A 20,836-nucleotide genomic window follows, 5' to 3' on the forward strand; every position below is an offset into this window, starting at 1 on the left:
TGGAAATTGACGAGAAGTGGGCGAGCGGCAAAAAGTATTTGGACATGACCGAGTACTTGGAATGGCGTGCTGCTCAGGAGGCCGAATCGTCTGCGAAGGTGGTGCGGGTTAGCTAGGCCCATTCCCTTACCAACTGTATGGAATTTCTTGGGCTAAGCCCATTCGAACCGAGGGGCAATTTTACACAGAGATTTGGACTTGATCGGCGCGGCAGATGAGAACAGGTGCGTGGTCGAAAGCAAAACGGAGTTCCCGATGGGGAACCCCGTTTTCCGATGGCAACGTCATTTTTTCATTGTGACCGCAAATTCCCATATAGAAGTAACCAAAAGGATAATACTCGCTATAAAAAGAGTTAATGGTAAAAATTCCTTTGAATAGATTTCAGAGAATATCCCCAATGCGATAGCTATGAGGAAAGCAGAACCCGTAGCAATATAGTATTCTTTTTGTTCCCATAGAGCTTTGGCGTTAGGGTTTAACTCAAAAGTTAATGAAAAGAACGATGCGGCTAAAATTAATGTAATAAGTGATGGTATATAGAGAAGAACAGATTCGATGGGGATCTGGGAGACGAACAGAGCGATTATTATGTACGGGATTAGAAACAAGAGGCAGATCAACATGTAACAAAAAATATATTTACTGTATTTTTTAATCTTCCCCGATAATAACCAATAAGATGTTGCAGAAGCAATGATAAGAGGCAAAAACATTGATCTTCTAAATTTGTCTATCCGTTTTTCTATTGGGATAGACAAGAGGTCATGGCCAGCAAAAAAGCCCCACACACTCAAGGCAAAGAAGACCAAGAAAAAAAGGATGGCGTGGCGAAAAATTTTACCGCCCATAAGCATGCCACCCCTTGATAAAACCTTTGGTAAACTTATAAAGATCTTCGACCAAGAAGTAAGTTGAAACTACAGGAATAAAACGTTTTGCAATGAAGGTACCAGTTTTTCCAGCGGAGATCAATCCTGTTTTTACTGCTTTCGAATAGGCTTCAGCTTTAGGCATTGTCACATCTTTTGCTAAGTCCTTATATCCATAATCTCCCCATGTTTCTTTCGCAGCGCTTTTTAATGCGTATTCAATTTTATTTAACATACTCATCGAAAATTCTCCCTTCTGAGAATAGATTTTCAGAGGTAGTTCCATAACCAACTCGATTATACGGAGAAATGTGGAAGTATGAACGATACAGTTCTTTACCCGTTAATAGGTACATGCCAAAGGACCCCGATTTCCGTCGGACATATGCTACAGCCATCTTCCTCTCATGCCGCGCACAGCGCATCCCACGCCTTCGCGTCCACATCCGGCAGCACGCGCGAGTGCAGGGCCGCCTTGGCCATGCCGGCAAGGAGGGGTCGCTCGCGGTGATGCCGCGCCAGCTCGTCCTGCGCCCGCGCTGTCCACTGGGCCCACGCCGCCGAGATGAGCAGTGCATCGCTCCGCGTTATGATCGGTTTCTTCTGGTACACAGGCGTCGGTAAACCAATCCCGCGAGTCGATAAACAAATACCGCGAGAATCAGCCAAGAGATAACATTCAGTACCCAGCGAGGTGAGTACTCGGTTAGGAGCCCCCAAATGCTAGATAGCACGATCAGTATTGGAATGGATACCAGAATACCAAGGATAACCCCAATTGTTATGTTTGTCACGTGCTTGATTTTTTCACCAAAAATTCACCTTCGCTTACAAGCGGATATCCACGATATAGGGCCCGGGCGCGAAAGGACTCTTGTTGTACAGCCTTAAGTCGGAAACGGTAAAGGAGTGAGACACACCCGGAGGGATCACCTTTACGGTCCACTTTCCGTATTTTTTGCCATCAATCGATTGGATCAAGGCAAATTTGACCGCGCTCCAACAGTACCGGGATGGACGGCTCTTGTTTGTAGGTTCAACGGGAATTGCAATTGTACAAACCCGTCGATTTTCTGGATTGTACCACTCCATCCGAATGGTCGTTGGGGCAATGATGTTGGTGATCTCACACCAGACGACAATTTGTTCATCGAACGGAGAAAACCACGTTTTCACCTGTACGGGTCGACAGTGGGTATCCAATTGCGTACAGGAACAGATTTCAAGGATTTGCATCAAGAATACCCGCCGCCAATCAGTTTATGCAAACCGTTTTCAATCTTTGTAATTCCATTGTCAATTGCCTTGCCTACCTTTGTATTATCAAACCATTTCTCGACCGAGGCGAGTTTTTGAGCTACAGTAAGAGCGACCTTGCCGCCAATCCAGCCTTCAACTGCTCCCTTGGCAGCACCAGCAACGGTTTTGGGGAGCACCTTCCGTTCTAGCATCGTAAAACCAGAAGTGGCTGCTTTGTAAGCTGCTGCACCACGCCCTACGGCACCAAGTGGAATGGATACGAGATTGGTCAAGGTGTTCTCCCGTAAGTCGTTTGCAACGGACCTCACCACATGATGGGCTGCACGTTGAATGGCGTTCATCCTTCAAAGATTCCTTTCTTTGTCAAAGTAATTGTGCAATTTCATTCTCTGTGTTTCCATGCGCAATGGCAAGGAGGGGATTTTGTAAGATTCAGTCGAATGCTGTCGAACAACCCAGTGGTTGCTCGTAAAGAGCTTCCCCAAACAAAGAAGAAGGTTCCTCGCCGGAGCGGAGGAACCGCTTTTCCATTCTTGATCGATTCGGGTGTAGCTTCCGTGCCGGTTGTTATCCCGGCTCCTTCACCCACACCCGTACCGCCTCTTCCCGGCGCGTGTAGCCAAGCCGGTCGGCCAGCTCGAGGAGCGGGATGAGGGTTTTGCGGGACAGGCCGAGGACGTCGCGCGCCTTCTGAATGGTAAACCGCCCTTCTTTGCCGGTGGCGTTCCACAGCGCGCGCAGGGCGTTCTGCACTGCCGCCGACGGGACGATGCGGTCGTCGTCCAATGGCTGGGCTTGTCCGGATGCCAGGAGGTAGGTGCGCAGGTCCTCGGCGTCGCGCTCGGCCAGGTGATGGGCCTGGCACAGCGCGCGCCAGTCGGGCGCATGGAGACCGGCCTGCTCCCATTCCGCCAGCAGGCCGTCGACAAGCGGCTTGAGCCGCTCGGGCACGTGCGGCGCAAAGGAGGCCAGGGCGACGAGGTCGCCGCCCTTGCGCAGCCAGCCCTCCTCTTCCCATGCCGCGCACAGCGCATCCCACGCCTTCGCGTCCACATCCGGCAGCACGCGCGAGTGCAGGGCCGCCTTGGCCATGCCGGCAAGGAGGGATCGCTCGCGGTGATGCCGCGCCAGCTCGTCCTGAGCCCGCGCTGTCCACTGGGCCCACGCCGCTGCGGAAACGAGCAGCGCATCGCCCCGCTGGCTCGATACGGCCAGCACGTGCACCTGCCCGTCGGCGGCGAGGCGCGCGGCATGGCTTTGCAGCATGTCGAGAGGGAGGTTGAGCCGGCTGGCCGCCTCCCGCGCCGGAAGGGCTCCCGCTTCGTCAAGGAGCCACACCAGCTGCTGGGCCGGGTCGCCCTGCCGCTTTCTCTCCAGCAAGGCGACCGTGGCCGGGCCGAAGCGGTGTTTGGGCGCGTGCGGATCGAGGACCTCTCCACCGCCGAGGGTGAGCGGCGGGGAGGGGCGACGCAGGATGAACCGGTCGCCGCGGGCCGTCACCACCGGCTCGTCCAGCACGAGCTGGCAGAGCACCTCGTCGCCGGGCCGGGCCGCGTTGCGGTCGAAAAAGACGACCCGTCCCATGACGTCGGCCGTCCCCACGAACAGGCGGATGGGGCCGCGCTGCTTGAGCGGCGCGGCGTCAGGAAGGAGGCGCAGGACCACGTCGAGGCGTTCGGTGGGCTCAAACGCCCCCGGCGTGGCGACGACATCGCCGCGGCGCACCTCGGCCGCCTCGATGCCCGCCAGGTTAAGGGCCGTGCGCTGGCCGGCAACGGCAGCTTCTTGTGGTTCACCGTGGACGTGAATGCCCCGCACGCGCACGCGCCGGCCCTGCGGCAGCACGACCAGTTCGTCGCCGGGGCGCACGGTGCCCTGGAAGAGCGTCCCCGTGACGACGGTGCCGAACCCCTTGCGCGCAAAGGCGCGGTCGACGGGGAGGCGCGCCGGACCGTGCAGCGGGCGGTTCGGCGGCGCGTCCAAAACGGCGTCGAGGGCGGCGAGGAGGGCGTCGAGCCCCGCCCCGGTCGCGGCGCTGACCGGCACGATCGGCGCGTCGGCGAGAAAGGTTTCCGCCACGGCGGCGGCGACGTCTTCGCGGGCGAGGGCGAGCATGTCCGCGTCGACAAGGTCGGTTTTGGTGAGGGCGATGAGGCCGCGCCGAATGCCGAGCAGCTCGAGGATGGCCAGGTGTTCGCGCGTCTGCGGCATGACCCCCTCGTCGGCGGCGACGACGAGAAGGGCAACGTCGATGCCGGCCACGCCGGCGACCATCTGGCGGATGAACCGCTCGTGCCCCGGCACGTCGACAAAGCCGATCCGCTTGCCGCTGGGCAGGGTGAGGTGGGCGTAGCCCGGTTCGATCGAGATCTGGCGCTCCTTTTCCTCTTTGAGCCGGTCGGTGTCGATGCCGGTCAAGGCTTTCGTCAGCGTCGTCTTGCCGTGGTCGATGTGGCCGGCGACGCCGACAAGCCAGTAGGGTGCACTCATGAGCGGCCCTCCTTCTGCGGTGCGACGTTGGATTGCGCGGCGGCCATGTTCCGGCTTGCGGCCCACAGGAGCAGGGCGTTGCCGAGGAGCAGCGAAGCGGTGACGAGAAACAGCCCGCGGAAGCCGATCCATCCGGCGAGCACCCCGCCGCTCAAGGGACCGAGCAGGTTGCCCAGGTTGATGGCGCTCGTTTGGTAGCCGAAGGCGGTGCTCTCCATGCCGGCCGGGGCGTGTTTTCGCACCAGCGCGTGCAGCGCGGGCAGTAGCCCCCCCGCCGCGAGGCCGAGCAGAAAGCGGAACACGAGGAGCTGCCACACGTTGGTGACGAAGGCCAGCGGCAGCGTCAGGAGCGCGGCGGCCAGCGACGCGCCGATGAGGACGCGATGGGCGCCGTAGCGGTCGGACCACCGGCCCAGCACGGGCGACGAAAGCAGGTTGGCCGCCCCGGCCGCGGCGATGACCAAGCCGGCGAAGAAGCTGACGTATCCGCCCGGCGCGCCGAGCTCCTTGACGAACAGGGGCATCTGCGGGGAGGGCCCCATCAGGGCAAACTGCACCACCAGGGCCGTCCCGAACAAGAGGAGCAGGGTGGGGGTGTGCAAGATGACCGCCGCGCGGGCGCGAAAGCTCGCCCCGTTCTCCTTGGGATCGGGCTTGGCGATTTCCTTGACGTACAGGTGGACCACCGTCGTCGCCAGGGCGAGCAGGAGGCCGGTGAGCCAGAACACGTGGCGGATGCCGATCCATTCGGCCAACACGCCGCCGAAGAAGGGTCCCAAGATGGATCCGGCGATGCCCCCGGCCTGCAGCATGCCGAGGGCGTACCCGACGTGCTCCCGCGGCGTGTTGGTGGCGGTCAGGGCCACCGAGGCGGGAACGAAGCCGGATATGGTCCCGTTGAGAAAGCGGAGCAGCAAAAGGTGCACGGGACTGGTGGCAAAGGCGATGAGCGCCGTGATGACCGCCATGCCGTAACCCGAGCGGAGGATCATGATTTTGCGCCCGTAGCGGTCGGCCAAGCCGCCCCAGATGGGGGCCATGACAAAGGCAGACAAAAAGTTGATCCCGAAAATGAGGCCGGCCCACCGCTGAACCTGCGCCGCGTCGGTCATGCCCAGGTCGTACAAGTAGAGGGGAAGGAAGGGCACGACCATGGACATGGCGGCCATCACCAGCCCTTGGGCCGCCATCAGGATGTACAGGTTTCGTTGCCAGGTTTCCATCGGTCAAGTCCCTTCTGTTCTCATGTGTGTTCCCTTCATTTTTTCGGGAATCGAAAGAAAAAATCCTGCTTTCGACGAACAAGCCGGGGAGGCGGATGGGTGGGGACAAGGAGCAATTGTCCGAATGGACCCGTTTGGGTATACTGATGGGGTGAGACCCCAACGGTTTGGCCCGCGCGACACGCACGCGCGCGATGCAGATGGCCCTGGGAGCGGTTGGGTGGCTGGTGCCCCCTCCGGCCTTCAAAGCCGAGCAGGACCCGCGTGCCGGGTCCGGTGGGTTCGATTCCCACACGCTCCCGCCACCATTCGCCCTCCATGATACCACAACAACGGTGGCCGTCCACTTCCCGGATGGCGATGCCCTTCCGGGAGCGGACGGCCTGTTGTGTTTCGCGCGTATCGCGTGTCGGGGCGCGATTCGCTCGGCGATCACCGTTTCTGGACCCGAAAATTGTCCAACAGGAGCAACCAATTTTGCGGAAAGGCATGCCCCAGCACCCAATAGCTGATGCCGCGCAGTCGGTACGCCTTGACCAGGTTGAATTTGGCCTGCACGCTGCGCGCGTCTTCAAACCAGACTTCGTGCCGGCGGCCTTGTGCGTCGACGTAGCGGAAAAAGGGCGCCTGTGCTTGCGGATCGTACTGAATGGTGGCGCCGTAGCGCGCGGCGCGCTGAATCGCCTCCTGCGGACTGATGCTCTGCGCAAAGGGACCTCCCCGCACGTAGGGCAGGGTCCAGTCGTAGCCGTAAAGCGGCATGCCCATCAGGATCTTGCCGCGGGGAATCGCCGTGACGGCGTAATCGAGCACCCTGCGCACTTGGTCGACCGGCGCCACCGCCATGGGCGGTCCGCCCGACCAGCCCCATTCGTACGTCATCAGGATCACGAAATCCAACAGGGCGCCGTGGGCGGGGTAGTCGTGGGCTTCATACAAGAGGCCGGGCTGGTCGGCGCGCGTCTTGGGGGCCAGCGCGCTGGAGACGAGGTACCCCTCGGGCCGCAGCCGCTCCGTCACCCGGCGGAGGAATTGGTTGTACCGCTGGCGGTCTTCGGGATACACGTATTCGAAGTTGATGATCAGCCCGCGGTACCCTTTTGCGCGCATCGTGTTGAGGACGCCGGCCAGCAGGCGTTCTTGCGCCGCGGGGTCGGTGAAGACGGCGCGGGCAATGTCGGAGCGAAACCGCCCGTCCGCAAAGTTGGTGATGACCATCAGCGGGGCGACGCGCTGCTCTTGCGCCGTCGCGAGCACCGCCTCATCGGGCAGGGGATTCAGGCTCCCGTCGGCCCGCACCTGGTAGCTGAACGGGCTGAGGTAGGTGAGCGCTGCGCCCACTTCGCGAACGATTTGCTGCCCCCTGGTGCCCATGATTTCCAAGAAGGCGTTGACCTCGATGGTTGGCTTTGGCCGCTCCGGGATGACGAGGACTTGCCCGGGGAAGATGCGCGCCGGATCGGCAATGCGGTTGGCTCTGGCGAGGGCCTCGACGGTTATGCCATACCGCTGGGCGATGCTCCACAGGCTTTCCCCTGGCTGCACCACATGGCGGTCGGGGACCGGAATGACCAGCGCTTGGCCAATGACGAGCCGGTCGGGATTGGGGAGCTGGTTGGCCCGGACGATGGCGTCGGGGCTGACCCGGTAGCGCTGCGCGATCTGCCAAACGCTTTCCCCTCGCTGCACAACGTGAATGAGCACCCGAATGCCCCCTTTGTGCCGTGTTGCTTCTCCCCTCACCTTATTCGGATGGACTGGGCAGTGTTCCAAGGCCCTGTTACGTTACCGAAAACGGAACGAGCCGGCATGTCGCCGGCTCGGCCAGGGTTAAGGATGGGGTGAAGCGTCGCGCCCGCTTGTCAGAAGCTCGCGGGTGCGCGCCACCAGCGCGGGGATCTCCTCATCGCGGATGGTGCGGAAATCGAGAAGGAAGCGGTCCTCCTGAACGCGACCCAGAACGGGCGGATCGCCAAGGCGGAAGCGGCGTTCAAGCCGGTGCGCCGGCCAATCGGGATGCGGGGAAAAGGCCACCGCCACCGTGGGAAGGGCAACACCGGGGAGGGAGCCGCCGCCCGCTTCGGAACGGTCGTCGACAAGTTCGACATTTCCCGGGTAATACCGCGCGATTTCCGCCACATACCGTCGAGCGCGCGCGGCGATTTCCGACGGGGTGGCCAGGAGCATGCGCAGCGTGGGGATGCGCGCCTTGGCCCGTTCCGGGTCGAGGTACAACCGCAGCGTGGCCTCGAGGGCGGCCAGCGTGAATTTGTCGCAGCGCAGCGCCCGAGCCAAGGGATGGCGCTTGAGTCGCCGAATGAGGTCGCGCCGACCGGCCAGAATGCCCGCCTGGGGACCGCCGAGGAGCTTGTCCCCGCTAAAGGACACGAGGGCCACGCCCGCCCGCAGGCTGTCTTGGACCGTCGGTTCGTTCCCGATGCCGAAGGGGCGCAGGTCAAACAGGACGCCGCTGCCCAGGTCCTCGTACACGGGGATGCCCCGCCGGCGGCCCAGCACGGCCAGCTCGGCGGCAGAAACCGATTCCGTAAACCCGACGAGGCAGAAATTGCTGCGGTGGACCTTCAGGAGGAGTGCCGTTTCGTCGGTGATGGCCTTCTCGTAATCGGCCAGGCGCGTGCGGTTGGTGGTGCCCACCTCGACCAGGCGGGCGCCGCTTTCGGCCATGATGTCCGGCACGCGAAACGATCCGCCGATCTCCACCAGCTCGCCACGGGAGACGATCACCTCTTTGCCGGAAGCCAGCTCCCGCAGGGCAAGAAACACGGCGGCGGCGTTGTTGTTCACCACCATCGCCGCCTCGGCGCCGGTGAGGCGGCAGATCAACCCTTCCACCAGCGCGTGGCGCGACCCGCGCGTCCCCGTCTCCAGTTCAAGCTCCAGATTGGTGTACTGGCGTGCCGCCTGCGCCATCGCGTCCGCCGCCTCGGCCGCCAGTACAGCGCGGCCGAGGTTGGTGTGCAGCACGATGCCCGTGCCGTTGATAACCGGGCGAAGGCGGGGCGTCGCCAGGTCGCGCAGGGCAGCGACGCAGGCGTCCACCACCTCCTCCCGCGTGACGACCGTGCGCGCCCCGCTTTGCAGTTCCTCGCGCAGGGCGGCGATCGTCTCCTGGATGACGCGCGTGGCGTGGGCGCGGCCGATTCCCCAGGCCTCGCACGCGCGGACGACCGCCGGATCGGCCAACATCTGGTGAACGGCCGGCAGCGACCGCAAGCGCTCGTGTAGGGACGACACGGTTCGTTCCCCCTTCCCCGGGGTTTTCCGGCGTTTGGGTATCGCGTCTCCATTGTAGAAAAACGGGAACGGGAGCGCAAACGAAACGCCCCGCTCGGGCGAAGCGGGGCGTTTCGCGGAATCGGCTGTGGGGAAGATCAGCTGGAGCCTTCCACCGAGGCGTTGTCGATTTGCTGGGCCAGGTAGGCGGAGACGGAACCCGTCGGCGTGTACGCGGGGCCAAAAACCGGGCTGCCTCCCACTTGCGGTTGACCCACCGCGGGTTGACCGCCGAAGGAGGACGGTTGGCCCAGCGGCCCGCCGGGCTGGAACAGTGACTGCACCGACGGCGTAAACGCGCCGACTTGGCCGATCTGGCCGGTGAAGGGCTGCGCCGCGATGCCGGACACGGTTTGGGCTTGCGGACGGATCCATTGCGCCTGCGTCTGCTGGCTCATCTGGAACGCCAGCTGGGAGAGTTGTTGCAGCTGGGACGTCGCCTGGTTTTCATGCTGGACGATGAGCTGCAGCTGGTTGGCGATTTGGCGCAGCTGGGCGGCGTTTTGCCGCTCGTTCTGCTGCATTTGCGTCATAATGCGCTGCATTTCCTGCACGAGCGATTGAAGGGTTGGTACATGCGCGCGAACCTCCTCCGTGGATCGATTGTCCTTGATGGACACAACGGTATTTTGGACGTATTGGGGGATTTTATGAGGGGGCAAGGGCTTCTTGCTGGAGAGGGTTTGCTTTTTTTGGGTGACCCTTTTTGGTATGATGGCATCGAAGCCACCTGTGCGTCGGAAGTTGGACATCGCGAGGGGGATCGACGATGGGAAAACATCAAGTCGACCATAAAAAATACGAGAACATCCGCTTTGACATACAAGAAGAAGACGTCATCTTGACGCACGTCCTCGAGACGATTCCGTACGAATACGTCGGCAAAGAGATTTTGGTCGAGATTCCGACGTCCGAGTTCACGTCGGTGTGCCCCTGGTCCGGTTTGCCCGATTTCGCCGAAATCACCATCCGCTACATCCCGAACGAAAAGCTGGTCGAGATGAAGTCGCTCAAGTTCTACCTGACGTCGTTCCGCAACGTGGGCATTTACCAGGAGCACGCCACGCAGCGCATTTTGCACGACCTTGTGGCCCTGCTTGACCCGCTGTGGATGGAAGTGGAGGCCGTGTGGAACCCGCGCGGCGGCCTGAGCACGCGGTGCCTGGTGCGCCATCGCAAGGACGGGTATCGCTCCGCGCTGCTCGGGGAAGTGTGAGAAAGCGAGGGATGGCCGATGTGGCCCCAGCACGCCATCCGGAACCTTGCCGATGTGCGCGCCTTTTTGCGCCAATTTGGGGTCTACGTGTACACGGGGGACCCAGAAGGCGACGTGGACCTCATGCGTGACGAGGTAAGGGAGCTGTATGAGGCCAAGTTGATCGATCGGGACACCTTTGCGGCGCTGTCGCGCGTGCTGGCCGAGGCTGCGCGCGAGCGGGCGCAGGCCGCGCGGGTGCTGCCTTTAGGAAGAACGACGCGCGAGGAACAGCGGGAGGAGGGAGAAGCGTGAAGCGTCAGCATGAGGATTTGGCCGGGCGCGTGCCGCCTCACCAGAACGTGGTGACGGGGTGGCCGGTGCTGCACTACGGCGAGGTGCCGGTGTACCGCGACGTGCGCAAGGAATGGAACTTCCGCATCTTCGGGCTGATCGAAGAAGGGGAGAAGGTGCTGTCGTACGACGAGTTTATGGCCCTGCCCCGCGTTGTGCGCACCAACGACATCCACTGCGTCACCGGTTGGTCCAAGCTCGACAACACGTGGGAAGGCGTGCCGGTGACGGAAGTGGTGAAACTCGTCACGGTAAAGCCGGAAGCCAAAGCGGTGATGATCCACGCCGAGCACGGCTGGACAACCAACCTGCTTCTCGACGATTTTCTGCGCGAGGACAACCTGTTTGCCATCAAGCACAACGGCCAGGATTTGACCCCCGAGCACGGCTGGCCGGTTCGGTTGGTGGTTCCTCACCTGTACTTCTGGAAGAGCGCCAAATGGGTGCGGGGCATCGAGTTTCTCCCCGAGGACAAGCCCGGCTTCTGGGAGCGGAACGGCTACCACATGCGTGGGGATCCGTGGCGTGAACAAAGGTACGCTTGGGACTAAGAGGAAATAATCAGCATGGCAATAACGCCATCCTTTTCTTTTTGGTCTTAATCGAGACGGTCTTTGCGGAGACCTCGACGACCAGGACCGCCGACGGGTTGACCTACCGCGTCGATGACGGTCTCCTCGAATAGCGTTTGCACAGCCAGCTTTTCGTGCGCAGGTTCAAAGTACGGCCACTTGTCACGAAGTTCCCGCGCGAACTCGATCACTTCCTGCGGGGTTAAGTGCTGCTGATGGGTTGGGTTTGTCCCCCCATTCCGACAGCTGCCGCATAATCAGCGCATGGCTTTGGGTCTTTCTAGCGTCGGGCTCTACATTGGTGTTAGGAACACGGTGCATCCGCGTTGAACAGTGCTGCCCCCGGCACAACGCCGGGGCTTTTTTAATTTACTACTCCTGACGTTGTGCTGGAGAAGAAGTCCAATTAGGCAAAACCATTTTGGTTTTTGCAATAAAATTTTAAAGAATATATGATACTTGTCCTTATCAAAGAAAGGGGATTGCGATGGCGACGATTGCGTACAGCACGGTCCGCGTTGAGGTCAATCCGGTTCAGACCACCGTTCGCGTCAACCTTGAAAACCGCTCGCTTGTGGATGAGACGGTTCGCGTGGTGGTTTTTAACGCGACGGTAAGTCCGAAAACCCCCGTGTTGGATCAGCTTCTTGTCGTGCCGGCAAACGGGACGAACACGGTGGACTTTACCTTTCCTCTGTTGGCCACGTTTGACTACGAAGTTGAAGTGCGAACGACCAGCCCGTTCGTTGTGCCCTATATCACCGGTTTGGATGCGGGTTTGGCTGCGCTTTCCGCTCAAACCTTCACCTACGGTGATTTGTTGCGGCAAACCACGGATGCCGAGTCCATCTAGGGTGAGTGATGAACGCCCCCGGCGTTGTGCCGGGGGCTTTTCGCGAACTCCGTCTGCTCATATCGATAAACAAGCTCCATCCGTGCACCTCATGCCGGGAATGCCGACCAGGGGTTTATGGGGGATATGTAATTGGGAGTTTGTAGTAGGCTTCTCGTTGAAACTCTGAGGAATCGTTCTGTATGCTGTAGCCACGATCCTGTGGCTGTTTGTTCTGTCCCGCGTGCCGCTCAGCGTGGCGTATCCCGCGCAGAGCGTCGCCTACATCCTCGGCGTGATGGGGGCCTTCGTGTGGTTCGGGGAACCGATCACGGTGTGGAAGGTGCTGGGCTGCCTGCTGATCATGGCCGGCGTGTCGCTGATCGGCTTTGCGCCGCGCGCATCGTGAAAGGAAAAAGGGGGTGCGACGTGTGCGGCCGCAAGGGATCAACGGGCGAATCCGCCGTCGGATGCCGTGGATGCTTCTGTTGCTGATCGTCCTCCTGGCGTTTTTCTTGCGCTGGGGGGTTTGGATGAAAAACCTCACCGACTTCACGTTGAAGGGAGACGCGCTCAATTACCACATTATGGCTCACCAAATTGTCGAAGACGGGGTGTACGGGTATGCCCTCGGCCGCAAGTCGGGTGAGCCGAACGCCTATGTGACGCCGGGCTACCCCTTGTTTCTGAGCGCGGTTTATGCGGTGGTCGAGGATCCCTATCGGCAAATCTCCGTCGTGCGCGGGATCCAAGTCCTTGTCGGCTCGCTCACGTGTGTGTTGGCCTATCTGGTGGTACATCGGCTTTTGCGCCGGAACGATGTGGCCCTCCTTACCGCCTTTTTCGTGGCCATCTACCCGCCGTACGTCCAATCGGCCATTCAACTGCTGACCGAGGTGTTGGCCCTGGCGACGCTCCTGCTATACGGCTGGCTGGCGGTGGTGGCGTTCGAGACGCGAAAAGCCGCGCACCATTTTGCCGCCGGCGTCGCGCTCGCCCTTCACGTGTTGGTTCGCCCGGTGTTGCTTCCGGTGGCCATTCTTCCCTTCTTGTTTGCCCTCCGGTCTGAAGCCTGGCGGGGCCGGTGGCGGGAGTGGGCAACCGCCGGTGCCTGGACAGCGTTTGGCTTTGTGCTGCTGATGCTCCCGTGGTGGGTGCGCAATGCCGTCGTTCTCGATCAGGTGATTCTCACCGCCACCGGTTCGGCGAATCCGTTCTTGGCCGGAACGTACCCCTACCTGAAAAACATGCTGGCGGACTTTTACGCCTTGGGTTTAACCAGTGAGGATCAAGGGTGGTTTGCGCGCCAGCGCCTGATCAAAGGGTTTACCACGGAGCCACTTCTTTACCTCAAGTGGTACACGATCGGAAAGATCCAGTTCCTGTTTGAAAAGCCGTGGCTTTATCAGCAGATTGACGATTGGTTCCCCGCCCTTTCCCCGTGGAATCATCGCCTTCATGCGGCTATCTGTGGGTTCGGTGCGGCAGGGCTCCTGTATGGGGCCGTCGTGTCCCGCCGCCTGCGCGCGGTGGCGGCCTTTGGCGCGCTGTTTTTGGCCTTGTACTTGCTTTTCGTGCCGACGACGCTCTATGCCTATCCGTTTATGGCGTTCCTCATGCTCGGCACGGCGTTTCTCCTGTGCGAGGGAATGCGGGCGCTGCGTTCCGCACGCCGGCCGCACCGTTTTGTTGACCGTATGGCCCTTGAACAAGCGCGTTGGGATTCTCCCCAACCTCCTCGCAGGGGGATGTTTGGGGGGTGACGATGGCGCTCCGGATGCGCCTCCCGTGCGGCGTTTTCCGCCATTTGCCCTTGCAACCGGTGGGACAATTTCGTATCCTTACAATTGATTTCCCATACCGTGATGGAAGGGGGGGCGGGGCGGGATTGCATCCCTTTGTTCACGCGCGGCTGGGTTGGTTGTGGCGGTGGTGCGACGAGGCAGACGAGACAGCCGAAGTCAACCCCAATGTTTTGGCGAAAACGGAATCGAATACGAACGAAACCGCGGGAAACCCCGACGAGGGCGAGGGGGAGTTATGCCCCTCGGCATTCAAGGCGGCGTGAACGGGGCTATCGCCGACGCGTGGAATGAGGTGCTGCCGGCAAGGGGTGGCCGGTGGTTTGCCGTTTCGGCTGTGCACGGGGTGCCAGCCATCGGCAGATCGCCGGTCGATTTTGTTTTGACTTCCGGCGTTCCGTTGTGTAGCATGATGTTGGATGAGAAGGAAACGGAAAAGGGAAACGCTGCGGACAAAAAAGCGCCAATGCCGCGTCGGGGACGCGCATTGGCATTTGATTTGTCACGGGAAGGAGAGAAGACCGGTGAACGTTGCCGTAGTGGGGCTTGGTTTTATTGGACTTCCGTTGGCCCTCTCGTACGCGATGAAGGGGGCCAACGTTGTCGGGATTGATGTGGTTCCGGAATTGGTGGAAGCCATCAACAAGGGCATCTCCCATCACCAGGAGTATTACCAGGGCAAGTCGCTCGCGGAGATCCTGCGCGAACAGCTCGACGCGGGGCGGTTCCGGGCGACGACTTCGTATGCGGAAGCAGCGGGCCTTGTGGATACCTATCTCATAACCGTGGGCGTTCCGGTACGAAACGGCGATCCCGATCTTACGCCGCTGCGCAGCGCGTGCGCGTCGCTGGCCAAGGTGTTGAAGAAGGGCGACACCGTCATTGTGCGCAGCACGGTGATCCCGGGGACGACGGAAGAGATCCTTCGGCCCATCCTGGAGCAGTCCGGCCTCGTGGCGGGGACCGATTTTTACCTGGCCTACTCCTCGGAACGGATCGCCGAGGGGCGCGCCTTTGAAGAATTTCGCACCATGCCCCTGGCCGTCGGCGGGGTGAACGAGGCCAGCGCGGAGCGGGCCAAGGAGGTGCTGGCCTTCGTGACCGAGGCGGAGATCACCGTCTCGTCGATCAAGGTGGTGGAGACGGCCAAGGTGATCGAGAACATCCAGCGCGACGTCAACATCGCCATGGTGCAGGAGTTTGCCCGGTTCGCCGAAAAGATGGGCCTCGACACCTTCGAGCTCATCCGCGTCGCCAACACGCACAAGCGCGTCAACCTGCTTCTCCCGGGACCGGGGGTGGGCGGGTACTGCCTGCCCAACGCGCTGTACTACCTGCTGCCCAAGGCCCGCGAACTGGGCGTGCGCGTGGAGCTGTTGGAACTGGCCCGCCGCATCAACGACGGGGTGCCCCGAGTGCTCGTGAACATGCTGGACGAGGCGTTGCGGGCCGAGGGGAAGACGCTGGCGGGAAGCCGGGTGGCGGTGTTCGGGTTGGCGATGAAGGATTACTCCAACGACGACCGCATCAGCCCGGCCCACACCTTTGTGCGCCTGGTGCAGGAGGCCGGGGCCGAGGTGCGCGCCTATGACCCGGTGGTGCCGGTTTCGTATCCGTTTAAGGTGGACAGCGCCGAGAAGGCGGTGGCCGGGGCCGACGCGCTGGCCCTGCTTGCCGTGCAAAAGCCCTTCTTGCAGCTCGATTGGACGAGCTTGGTGGCGAAAATGAACGGCCGCCCCGTGCTCCTCGACGCGAAGAACCACTTGCCGAAGGACCTTGCCGCGCGGGCCCGCCTGGTTCGGATCTAACCGGGAGGGATGGGCGTGCGCAACCTGCTCCTGGTGGCGTACTTCTTTCCACCCGTTGGCGGCGGCGGGGTGCAGCGGGCCTTGAAGATGGCCAAGTATTTGCCGGAGTTTGGCTGGCGCCCCCACGTGTTGGCTGTCGATCCCGTGGCCCACGTCTCCCTCGACCCGTCGCTCCTCGATCAGCTTCCCCCGGAGGTGGTCGTGCACCGCGTGCCGGAGTGGGTCCCGCCGGGGCTGGCGAAGCTGGTCGCCCGCGGCGGGGGCGTGGCCCCGGGCGGTGCAGGCGGCGCCGATCGGGCAAAGGGCGGCGGTTCGGAGGCCGCCGGCACGCGCCAAGGCGCTCCTTCGCTGGCCGCCTCCCTGCGCGCGCGGGCGGTGCAGCTGCTCAAAACGGCGCGCAAGTACGTGCTCATCCCCGACGACCAGATCCTGTGGTACATCCCGGCCGTGCGTGAAGGAAAGAAGATGCTGGCGCGCTATCCCATCGATGCCGTGCTGTCGACGGCCGGGCCCAACACCAACCACTTGGTGGCCCTGGCCCTTCTCCGCCGTCGGCGCCTGCCATGGGTGGCCGACTTTCGCGACCCGTGGACGCAGAACATGCACCGCAGCGGGATCCGCTGGCGGGAGGCGCTGGAGGCGCGCATGGAGCGGCGCGTGATGGCCACGGCTGATGTCGTGCTCACGGTGACGCGTTCCTTTGCCGAGGGCTTTCGGGAGAAGCACGGCGACGTCATCCAGCGCCTGGAAGTGATCCACAACGGGTTTGACGCCGCCGATTACGTCGGCATCGAGGCCGACCGCGTGCCCGGCAAATGCGTCTTTGCCTACGCGGGCATTTTCTACAAGGAGCGCAACCCGCGGCTCTTCCTGCGCGCGGTGCGCGAACTGATCGACGCCGGGGAGATCGATCGCCGGGACATCCTGTTGCGCTTTGCCGGCGTGTTCGATTACCCCGGCTACACGGACAATGCCGACGCCGTGGCGCAGCTTGGCCTGTCCGATGTGGTCGAGGTGCTCGGCCACCTGCCGCACCGGCGGGCGCTGGCGCTGCTCAAGGGGGCCGATGTGCTGCTTCTCGTCGGCGACACGGCGCCGGGGTCCGGGGCCTACATCCCGGGCAAGCTGTTCGAATACATGGCCGTGCAGCGGCCCATTTTGGCCCTGACCCTTCCCGGCGAGGCCGCGTCCATCGTGGAACGCTTCCGATTGGGCGAAGTGGTGCGGCCGGACGATTTGCCCGGCATGAAACGGGCCGTGGCCTCGTTCTACCGGCGCTGGAAGGCGGGGCAACTCCAGCAAAGCGGCGTCCTTCCGCCGGAAGCCTATGCGCTCTACGAGCGGCGCGAGCAGGCGCGGGCGCTGGCGGCGCTGCTGGATGAGCTGACGATGCAGAGAAAGCCGGCCATGGCATCGTTTTCCTAACGCAACAAGGCTGTTGCCAAAACCGCGGCAACAGCCTTGTCGTTTTTCAGTTATGCTTTCCATCCGCAACGCGCCAACGTCTCTTTCAATCCTTCTTTTAACGTGACGCGTGGCTTCCAGTTCAATTTCTGGATGGTGTCCTTGATGTTGAAATAGCTGTAACGAATATCCCCTGGGCGAGGGTCAGCGTGAACAAACGGAATGGGATGCGCCACGACTTCTTCCAGCGTTTTGACCAGTTCCAATATGGACGTGGGGATCCCCGTTCCGACATTGAGCACGTCTCCGTCTCCTCGCTCAATGGCGGCGAGGTTGGCTTCCACGACGTCTGTGACGTAGACAAAATCTCGTGTTTGTCGACCGTCGCCGTGAATGACGAGAGGCTCGCCCTTGAGCACGCGGTCCACGAAGATGGCCACAACGCCTCCTTCACCATGGGCTGCCTGGCGCGGACCGTAGATGTTGGCGTAGCGGAGGACGGTGAACGCAAGCCCGTACAACTCCCGATAGACACGAAGGTACAGCTCCGGAACCCATTTGGAGATGCCGTAGAAAGACGACGGCTGAATCGCGTGATCGATGTCGATGGGCAGAGAGGCGGGATTGCCGTATACGGCAGCCGAGGACGCGTAAATGACTTTTTTCACATTCGCTTTACGAGCCGCTTCCAACAGCTTGAGGGTCCCAAGAATGTTCACGTGGGCGTCATGGATCGGGTGTTTGAGGGATACGGGCACCGAGCTTTGCGCAGCTTGATGGAAGATCACGTCCGGCTGAAGGGTCGTCACGATGTCAACCAGGGCGTCAGAGGTAATGTCCGCTTCCCAAAACTGAACGCCATCCGGTACGTTTTCCCTTCGTCCGGTCGACAGGTTGTCCACCACGTGGGTTTGGTATCCCCGATCGCGACACGCCTCGGCAAGGTGAGAACCGACAAAACCCGCCCCTCCGGTGATTAACACTTTCATACGCGTCGCCTCACTTGTTTGGATGTGAATGGAATCAGCGTTTACAGCCGCAACCCTTTCGGTAACCGTTTAAGAAGCCGTATCCACACATCGACCGTGAGCTCTTCTTTTAACATGAGCAAGAGGCCCCCATACACCATCGCTCCGAGAAGAATGGCCGCAGGCACTTCCAGAAACAGGGGCCAATCGTCAGTGACGATCAGCATGCCTTTCAGGGCGGCAACCATTCCCGCTGTGGCGACGCTGGCCTTTATACTCGAAAGAAGATAGACACGGCCAACAAAACGGCCGATTTTTTTCCAAAGAAGCATCCCCAACAACAACACGTTGACCATCGCTCCGACCGTCCAGCCAAGCGCGACACCGGAAAATCCAAGATATCGGGCGAACATTAGGCTGGACAGAACGTAGGCCGCAATTTGGATAACGCCAACAACGACGGGAATGACGGTATTTTCCAGAGCATAAAACGCGCGGGTCAGGATGTCCCGCACGGCAAGCGGATAGAGGCCTAACGCGAAGAAAATCAGGCCTAAGGTGGTGATGTGGGTGGAGTACGCGTCAAACTGGCCGCGCTGGAACAAGAGGGCCACGATTTTCTCGCCCAATACCCAAAGACCCGCGGTGGTCGGAAGCAGGAGCAACAACATATACGTCAGCGTCTTTTCAAGTGCCGATTTGGCCTCTTGCCAGGCATGCTTTTTGATCAGTTCGACCAGCAACGGAAAGATCGGCATCGCAAAGGCGCCGACAAAGACCGCAAGCGGTACCTGATAAATTTGCTTCGCGTAGCTTAACGCGGCAATTTTGTCGCTGCCGAAATCGGATGTGAGAAATTTTTCGATCACTTCGTTCAGGGAGGTGATCAGCGAACCCAAAAGGATGGGCAAAAAGCGTTCGCCGATTTTTTTCAGTTCCGGATCGCGCCATTGCCAGTTTGGCGCGAGCGAATACCGTTTTCGGATCAACGCGGGCAACATGATCAGTGCAGCACCGGCGAATCCCAAGGTTGTCCCGATGGCCAATCCGTGAATCCCGAGAAGGGGAACGAATAAATAGATGGAAAAAATGACAATGAGGCTGTTGACGATCGACCCAAAATTAGGCAACCCAAATTGCCCGTGAACGTTCAGCGTACTGGAAAACAAACCGATGAGCACGATAAAGAGATTGGACGGCAGCATCCAACGCAGAAGATTGGCCGCCAATTTCTGCTCATGCACGGGGATCCCGGGTGTCATCCAGGCGATGATCGGATCGGCGTAGAGCCAAGCGACCGCCGTAAAAAGGGAATAGATCAACAGGGATACGGTTAAAACTTTTTGAAATAGGGCCCGCGCCTCATCGAATTTGCCTTGAATGATGTATTTTTTTAGAGAAGGCAAAAAAACGGCATTTATTGCCCCCGGTACAAACAAAAAAACAAGGTTGGGTATGGTAAACGCCGTATAAAAGGCGCCCACCTCAAAGGAAGTGCCAAACTCGTGACTAATAAAAATAGAGCGGACAAGTCCCATGACTCGTCCTATCATCGTAAGGACGATAATCACGATGGCAGATCTGAGTAGGAACGTGGCCATCCCTTCGCAGTCCCTCGTTGGATAATGGCAATTTATGGTCGTTGGAACCTTTGGGTTTGTCGATTCACTATTATAGAAGAGACGCGGGGGATTCGCAATGTCCGAAGGAGTATGCTATGCTAAATGGCGAGCAAGGCTGAAGCGGCATTAGGGGAGGAAGCAAAAGGTGCGGATCATCGATCAGAACGGGAAGGTTTTTGGGAAAATCAACATCATCGACCTCGCGCTTATTCTTTTGCTTTTGGGGGCCGTCGCCTTTGCTGTGGTAAAATTTACAAAGAATGACACCCTTCCAATCCTTTCAGAGGAAAAACAAGAGGTTACCCTCACGCTTTGGGGGAATGCCCTTCATCCCTTCGTAGTGGAAAAGATCAAGGAAGGCGATCTTCTTCGTTTGAGCAAGAACAGCGCCGTTTTGGGGAAAATCGTTGGGATTCGCAAACAGCCAGCGGTACTCCTCACGTCCACCGCTGATGGGAAGTGGGTTGCCAGCAAGGTACCGGACAAGTACATGGTGTATCTGGATGTGGTTGGACAAGCGTCGAAAAGCAACGAAACCTTGACGATTGGCGATATCCCCATGTTGGTGGGGGTTGAAATTGAGGTAAAGGGACCGCAATATGCGCTGAAAGGCGTGATTTCAGACATAAAGGTAAAATAAGGCTTAAAAGGGGACCCTCCCATGTCGAATCGTAAATGGAAATTTACGTTTATAGACGCAATCATTGTTGTTTTTGTTGTTGTTCTCGCGGTTCTCTTCGCGAAAAAATTGATGATGGCCCAACGCTTAACGTTTCAGGATACCGAACTGGAGATTGTCCTTCGCGCTGAGCAGCAATACCCCTTCGTGCTGAAGCACATTCGTGTGGGAGATCTCGTTTATCAGAAGGGATCCCTCTCCCCTATTGGGCAAGTGGTGCGGGTTTCGGTAAAACCGGCGACGGCGATCGCAACAAATCTCCACACGGGAGAGCTGACTGAACGGATCGTTCCGGATCGTTACAATGTGTACCTTACCCTCACAACGAACGGAATTGTTTCGCTGAACGGCAACGTCATTGTGGATAACAATGTCCTTTTCGTAAACAAGTACTTGGTTGTTCATACGCATCGCGTTTACTTGCCGACGCGCGTCATTTCGATTGAAGACAAGGGATGAGG

At 59.9% G+C, this 20,836-nt stretch carries 21 protein-coding genes and 1 tRNA gene; 11 read left to right on the top strand and 11 right to left on the bottom strand.

The genetic code is table 11. The features are described 5' to 3' along the window. Positions 1 to 284: 284 nt before the first annotated feature. The 6 genes from IEX61_RS01405 to IEX61_RS01430 form a co-directional block, all read right to left on the bottom strand. The gene (locus IEX61_RS01405; protein WP_054672614.1) at positions 285 to 851 is read right to left on the bottom strand and encodes a hypothetical protein; all 567 of its coding nucleotides are present in this window, start codon (positions 849 to 851) and stop codon (positions 285 to 287) included. Beyond that, a complete protein-coding gene (locus tag IEX61_RS01410; protein WP_157057852.1) occupies positions 841 to 1,113 on the bottom strand; it encodes a hypothetical protein in 273 nt (90 codons plus the stop codon). The genes IEX61_RS01405 and IEX61_RS01410 overlap by 11 nt, the downstream gene beginning before the upstream one ends. 164 nt (positions 1,114 to 1,277) lie before the next feature. Further along, positions 1,278 to 1,484: a DNA/RNA-binding winged helix domain-containing protein gene (locus tag IEX61_RS01415; RefSeq protein WP_054672617.1), complete on the bottom strand. Its 207-nt coding sequence runs from the start codon at positions 1,482 to 1,484 to the stop codon at positions 1,278 to 1,280. Positions 1,485 to 2,107: 623 nt separating this feature from the next. Beyond that, a complete protein-coding gene (locus IEX61_RS01420; RefSeq protein ID WP_083463092.1) occupies positions 2,108 to 2,473 on the bottom strand; it encodes a hypothetical protein in 366 nt (121 codons plus the stop codon). Between the two features lie 226 nt (positions 2,474 to 2,699). Further along, positions 2,700 to 4,622, bottom strand: a complete 1,923-nt coding sequence (selB, locus tag IEX61_RS01425; RefSeq protein WP_188816605.1) for a selenocysteine-specific translation elongation factor — start codon at positions 4,620 to 4,622, stop codon at positions 2,700 to 2,702. Next, positions 4,619 to 5,845 (bottom strand): MFS transporter, encoded by a 1,227-nt coding sequence (locus tag IEX61_RS01430; protein ID WP_188816606.1) that lies wholly within the window; start codon positions 5,843 to 5,845, stop codon positions 4,619 to 4,621. The genes selB and IEX61_RS01430 overlap by 4 nt, the downstream gene beginning before the upstream one ends. Positions 5,846 to 6,053: 208 nt before the next feature. Here IEX61_RS01430 and IEX61_RS01435 point away from each other — a divergent pair. Then, positions 6,054 to 6,150, top strand: a tRNA-Sec gene (locus IEX61_RS01435). Between the two features lie 127 nt (positions 6,151 to 6,277). Here IEX61_RS01435 and IEX61_RS01440 read toward each other — a convergent pair. The 3 genes from IEX61_RS01440 to IEX61_RS12315 all read right to left on the bottom strand — a co-directional run bounded on the left by IEX61_RS01440 (position 6,278) and on the right by IEX61_RS12315 (position 9,672). Next, positions 6,278 to 7,549 (bottom strand): glycoside hydrolase family 18 protein, encoded by a 1,272-nt coding sequence (locus IEX61_RS01440; protein ID WP_188816607.1) that lies wholly within the window; start codon positions 7,547 to 7,549, stop codon positions 6,278 to 6,280. A gap of 126 nt (positions 7,550 to 7,675) precedes the next feature. Next, a complete protein-coding gene (selA, locus tag IEX61_RS01445; protein ID WP_229725580.1) occupies positions 7,676 to 9,100 on the bottom strand; it encodes an L-seryl-tRNA(Sec) selenium transferase in 1,425 nt (474 codons plus the stop codon). 137 nt (positions 9,101 to 9,237) lie between these two features. Next, on the bottom strand, positions 9,238 to 9,672 hold the full coding sequence (locus tag IEX61_RS12315; RefSeq protein WP_157057730.1) for a hypothetical protein: 435 nt from the start codon (positions 9,670 to 9,672) through the stop codon (positions 9,238 to 9,240). Between the two features lie 236 nt (positions 9,673 to 9,908). Here IEX61_RS12315 and queF point away from each other — a divergent pair, with 236 nt between their 5' ends. The 8 genes from queF to IEX61_RS01490 all read left to right on the top strand — a co-directional run bounded on the left by queF (position 9,909) and on the right by IEX61_RS01490 (position 17,127). After that, positions 9,909 to 10,355 (top strand): preQ(1) synthase, encoded by a 447-nt coding sequence (queF, locus tag IEX61_RS01455; RefSeq protein WP_054670907.1) that lies wholly within the window; start codon positions 9,909 to 9,911, stop codon positions 10,353 to 10,355. Positions 10,356 to 10,373: 18 nt separating this feature from the next. Beyond that, positions 10,374 to 10,649 (top strand): YqgQ family protein, encoded by a 276-nt coding sequence (locus IEX61_RS01460; RefSeq protein ID WP_083462957.1) that lies wholly within the window; start codon positions 10,374 to 10,376, stop codon positions 10,647 to 10,649. Next, positions 10,646 to 11,239 (top strand): sulfite oxidase-like oxidoreductase, encoded by a 594-nt coding sequence (locus tag IEX61_RS01465; RefSeq protein WP_054670911.1) that lies wholly within the window; start codon positions 10,646 to 10,648, stop codon positions 11,237 to 11,239. The genes IEX61_RS01460 and IEX61_RS01465 overlap by 4 nt, the downstream gene beginning before the upstream one ends. 508 nt (positions 11,240 to 11,747) lie before the next feature. Next, positions 11,748 to 12,113 carry a hypothetical protein gene (locus IEX61_RS01470; protein WP_054670915.1) on the top strand — a complete coding sequence of 122 codons (366 nt, stop codon included), beginning with the start codon at positions 11,748 to 11,750 and terminating at the stop codon, positions 12,111 to 12,113. 178 nt (positions 12,114 to 12,291) lie between these two features. Continuing rightward, positions 12,292 to 12,501: an EamA family transporter gene (locus tag IEX61_RS01475; RefSeq protein ID WP_256205566.1), complete on the top strand. Its 210-nt coding sequence runs from the start codon at positions 12,292 to 12,294 to the stop codon at positions 12,499 to 12,501. Positions 12,502 to 12,523: 22 nt separating this feature from the next. Continuing rightward, positions 12,524 to 13,855 (top strand): ArnT family glycosyltransferase, encoded by a 1,332-nt coding sequence (locus tag IEX61_RS01480; protein WP_188816610.1) that lies wholly within the window; start codon positions 12,524 to 12,526, stop codon positions 13,853 to 13,855. Between the two features lie 563 nt (positions 13,856 to 14,418). Then, entirely contained in the window at positions 14,419 to 15,702 is a 1,284-nt protein-coding gene (locus IEX61_RS01485) for a nucleotide sugar dehydrogenase (RefSeq protein ID WP_229725584.1), read from the top strand. A 9-nt stretch (positions 15,703 to 15,711) separates the two neighbouring features. Next, a complete protein-coding gene (locus IEX61_RS01490) occupies positions 15,712 to 17,127 on the top strand; it encodes a glycosyltransferase (RefSeq protein ID WP_188816611.1) in 1,416 nt (471 codons plus the stop codon). Positions 17,128 to 17,177: 50 nt separating this feature from the next. On the opposite strand, the gene IEX61_RS01495 is transcribed toward IEX61_RS01490, so the two are convergent. Beyond that, positions 17,178 to 18,095, bottom strand: coding sequence for an NAD-dependent epimerase/dehydratase family protein (locus tag IEX61_RS01495; protein ID WP_054668861.1), 918 nt, complete (start codon positions 18,093 to 18,095; stop codon positions 17,178 to 17,180). A gap of 41 nt (positions 18,096 to 18,136) precedes the next feature. Further along, positions 18,137 to 19,675 carry a murein biosynthesis integral membrane protein MurJ gene (gene murJ, locus IEX61_RS01500; protein WP_188816612.1) on the bottom strand — a complete coding sequence of 513 codons (1,539 nt, stop codon included), beginning with the start codon at positions 19,673 to 19,675 and terminating at the stop codon, positions 18,137 to 18,139. Positions 19,676 to 19,841: 166 nt separating this feature from the next. Here murJ and IEX61_RS01505 point away from each other — a divergent pair, with 166 nt between their 5' ends. Both IEX61_RS01505 and IEX61_RS01510 read left to right on the top strand, forming a co-directional pair. Further along, positions 19,842 to 20,336, top strand: a complete 495-nt coding sequence (locus IEX61_RS01505) for a DUF4330 domain-containing protein (RefSeq protein WP_054668864.1) — start codon at positions 19,842 to 19,844, stop codon at positions 20,334 to 20,336. A 21-nt stretch (positions 20,337 to 20,357) separates the two neighbouring features. Beyond that, positions 20,358 to 20,834, top strand: a complete 477-nt coding sequence (locus IEX61_RS01510; protein ID WP_054668865.1) for a DUF4330 family protein — start codon at positions 20,358 to 20,360, stop codon at positions 20,832 to 20,834. Positions 20,835 to 20,836 lie beyond the last annotated feature (2 nt).

Source organism: Calditerricola satsumensis, from assembly GCF_014646935.1.
GTDB classification, from domain to species: domain Bacteria; phylum Bacillota; class Bacilli; order Calditerricolales; family Calditerricolaceae; genus Calditerricola; species Calditerricola satsumensis.

What these genes read in the sequence shown, in the direction of transcription:
- IEX61_RS01405 (WP_054672614.1), bottom strand. Translation starts at nt 851, where the DNA reads ATGGGCGGTAAAATTTTTCGCCACGCCATCCTTTTTTTCTTGGTCTTC.
- IEX61_RS01410 (WP_157057852.1), bottom strand. Translation starts at nt 1,113, where the DNA reads ATGAGTATGTTAAATAAAATTGAATACGCATTAAAAAGCGCTGCGAAA.
- IEX61_RS01420 (WP_083463092.1), bottom strand. Translation starts at nt 2,473, where the DNA reads ATGAACGCCATTCAACGTGCAGCCCATCATGTGGTGAGGTCCGTTGCA.
- selB (WP_188816605.1), bottom strand. Translation starts at nt 4,622, where the DNA reads ATGAGTGCACCCTACTGGCTTGTCGGCGTCGCCGGCCACATCGACCAC.
- IEX61_RS01430 (WP_188816606.1), bottom strand. Translation starts at nt 5,845, where the DNA reads ATGGAAACCTGGCAACGAAACCTGTACATCCTGATGGCGGCCCAAGGG.
- IEX61_RS12315 (WP_157057730.1), bottom strand. Translation starts at nt 9,672, where the DNA reads ATGACGCAAATGCAGCAGAACGAGCGGCAAAACGCCGCCCAGCTGCGC.
- queF (WP_054670907.1), top strand. Translation starts at nt 9,909, where the DNA reads ATGGGAAAACATCAAGTCGACCATAAAAAATACGAGAACATCCGCTTT.
- IEX61_RS01460 (WP_083462957.1), top strand. Translation starts at nt 10,374, where the DNA reads ATGTGGCCCCAGCACGCCATCCGGAACCTTGCCGATGTGCGCGCCTTT.
- IEX61_RS01470 (WP_054670915.1), top strand. Translation starts at nt 11,748, where the DNA reads ATGGCGACGATTGCGTACAGCACGGTCCGCGTTGAGGTCAATCCGGTT.
- IEX61_RS01490 (WP_188816611.1), top strand. Translation starts at nt 15,712, where the DNA reads ATGGGCGTGCGCAACCTGCTCCTGGTGGCGTACTTCTTTCCACCCGTT.
- IEX61_RS01495 (WP_054668861.1), bottom strand. Translation starts at nt 18,095, where the DNA reads ATGAAAGTGTTAATCACCGGAGGGGCGGGTTTTGTCGGTTCTCACCTT.
- murJ (WP_188816612.1), bottom strand. Translation starts at nt 19,675, where the DNA reads ATGGCCACGTTCCTACTCAGATCTGCCATCGTGATTATCGTCCTTACG.
- IEX61_RS01510 (WP_054668865.1), top strand. Translation starts at nt 20,358, where the DNA reads ATGTCGAATCGTAAATGGAAATTTACGTTTATAGACGCAATCATTGTT.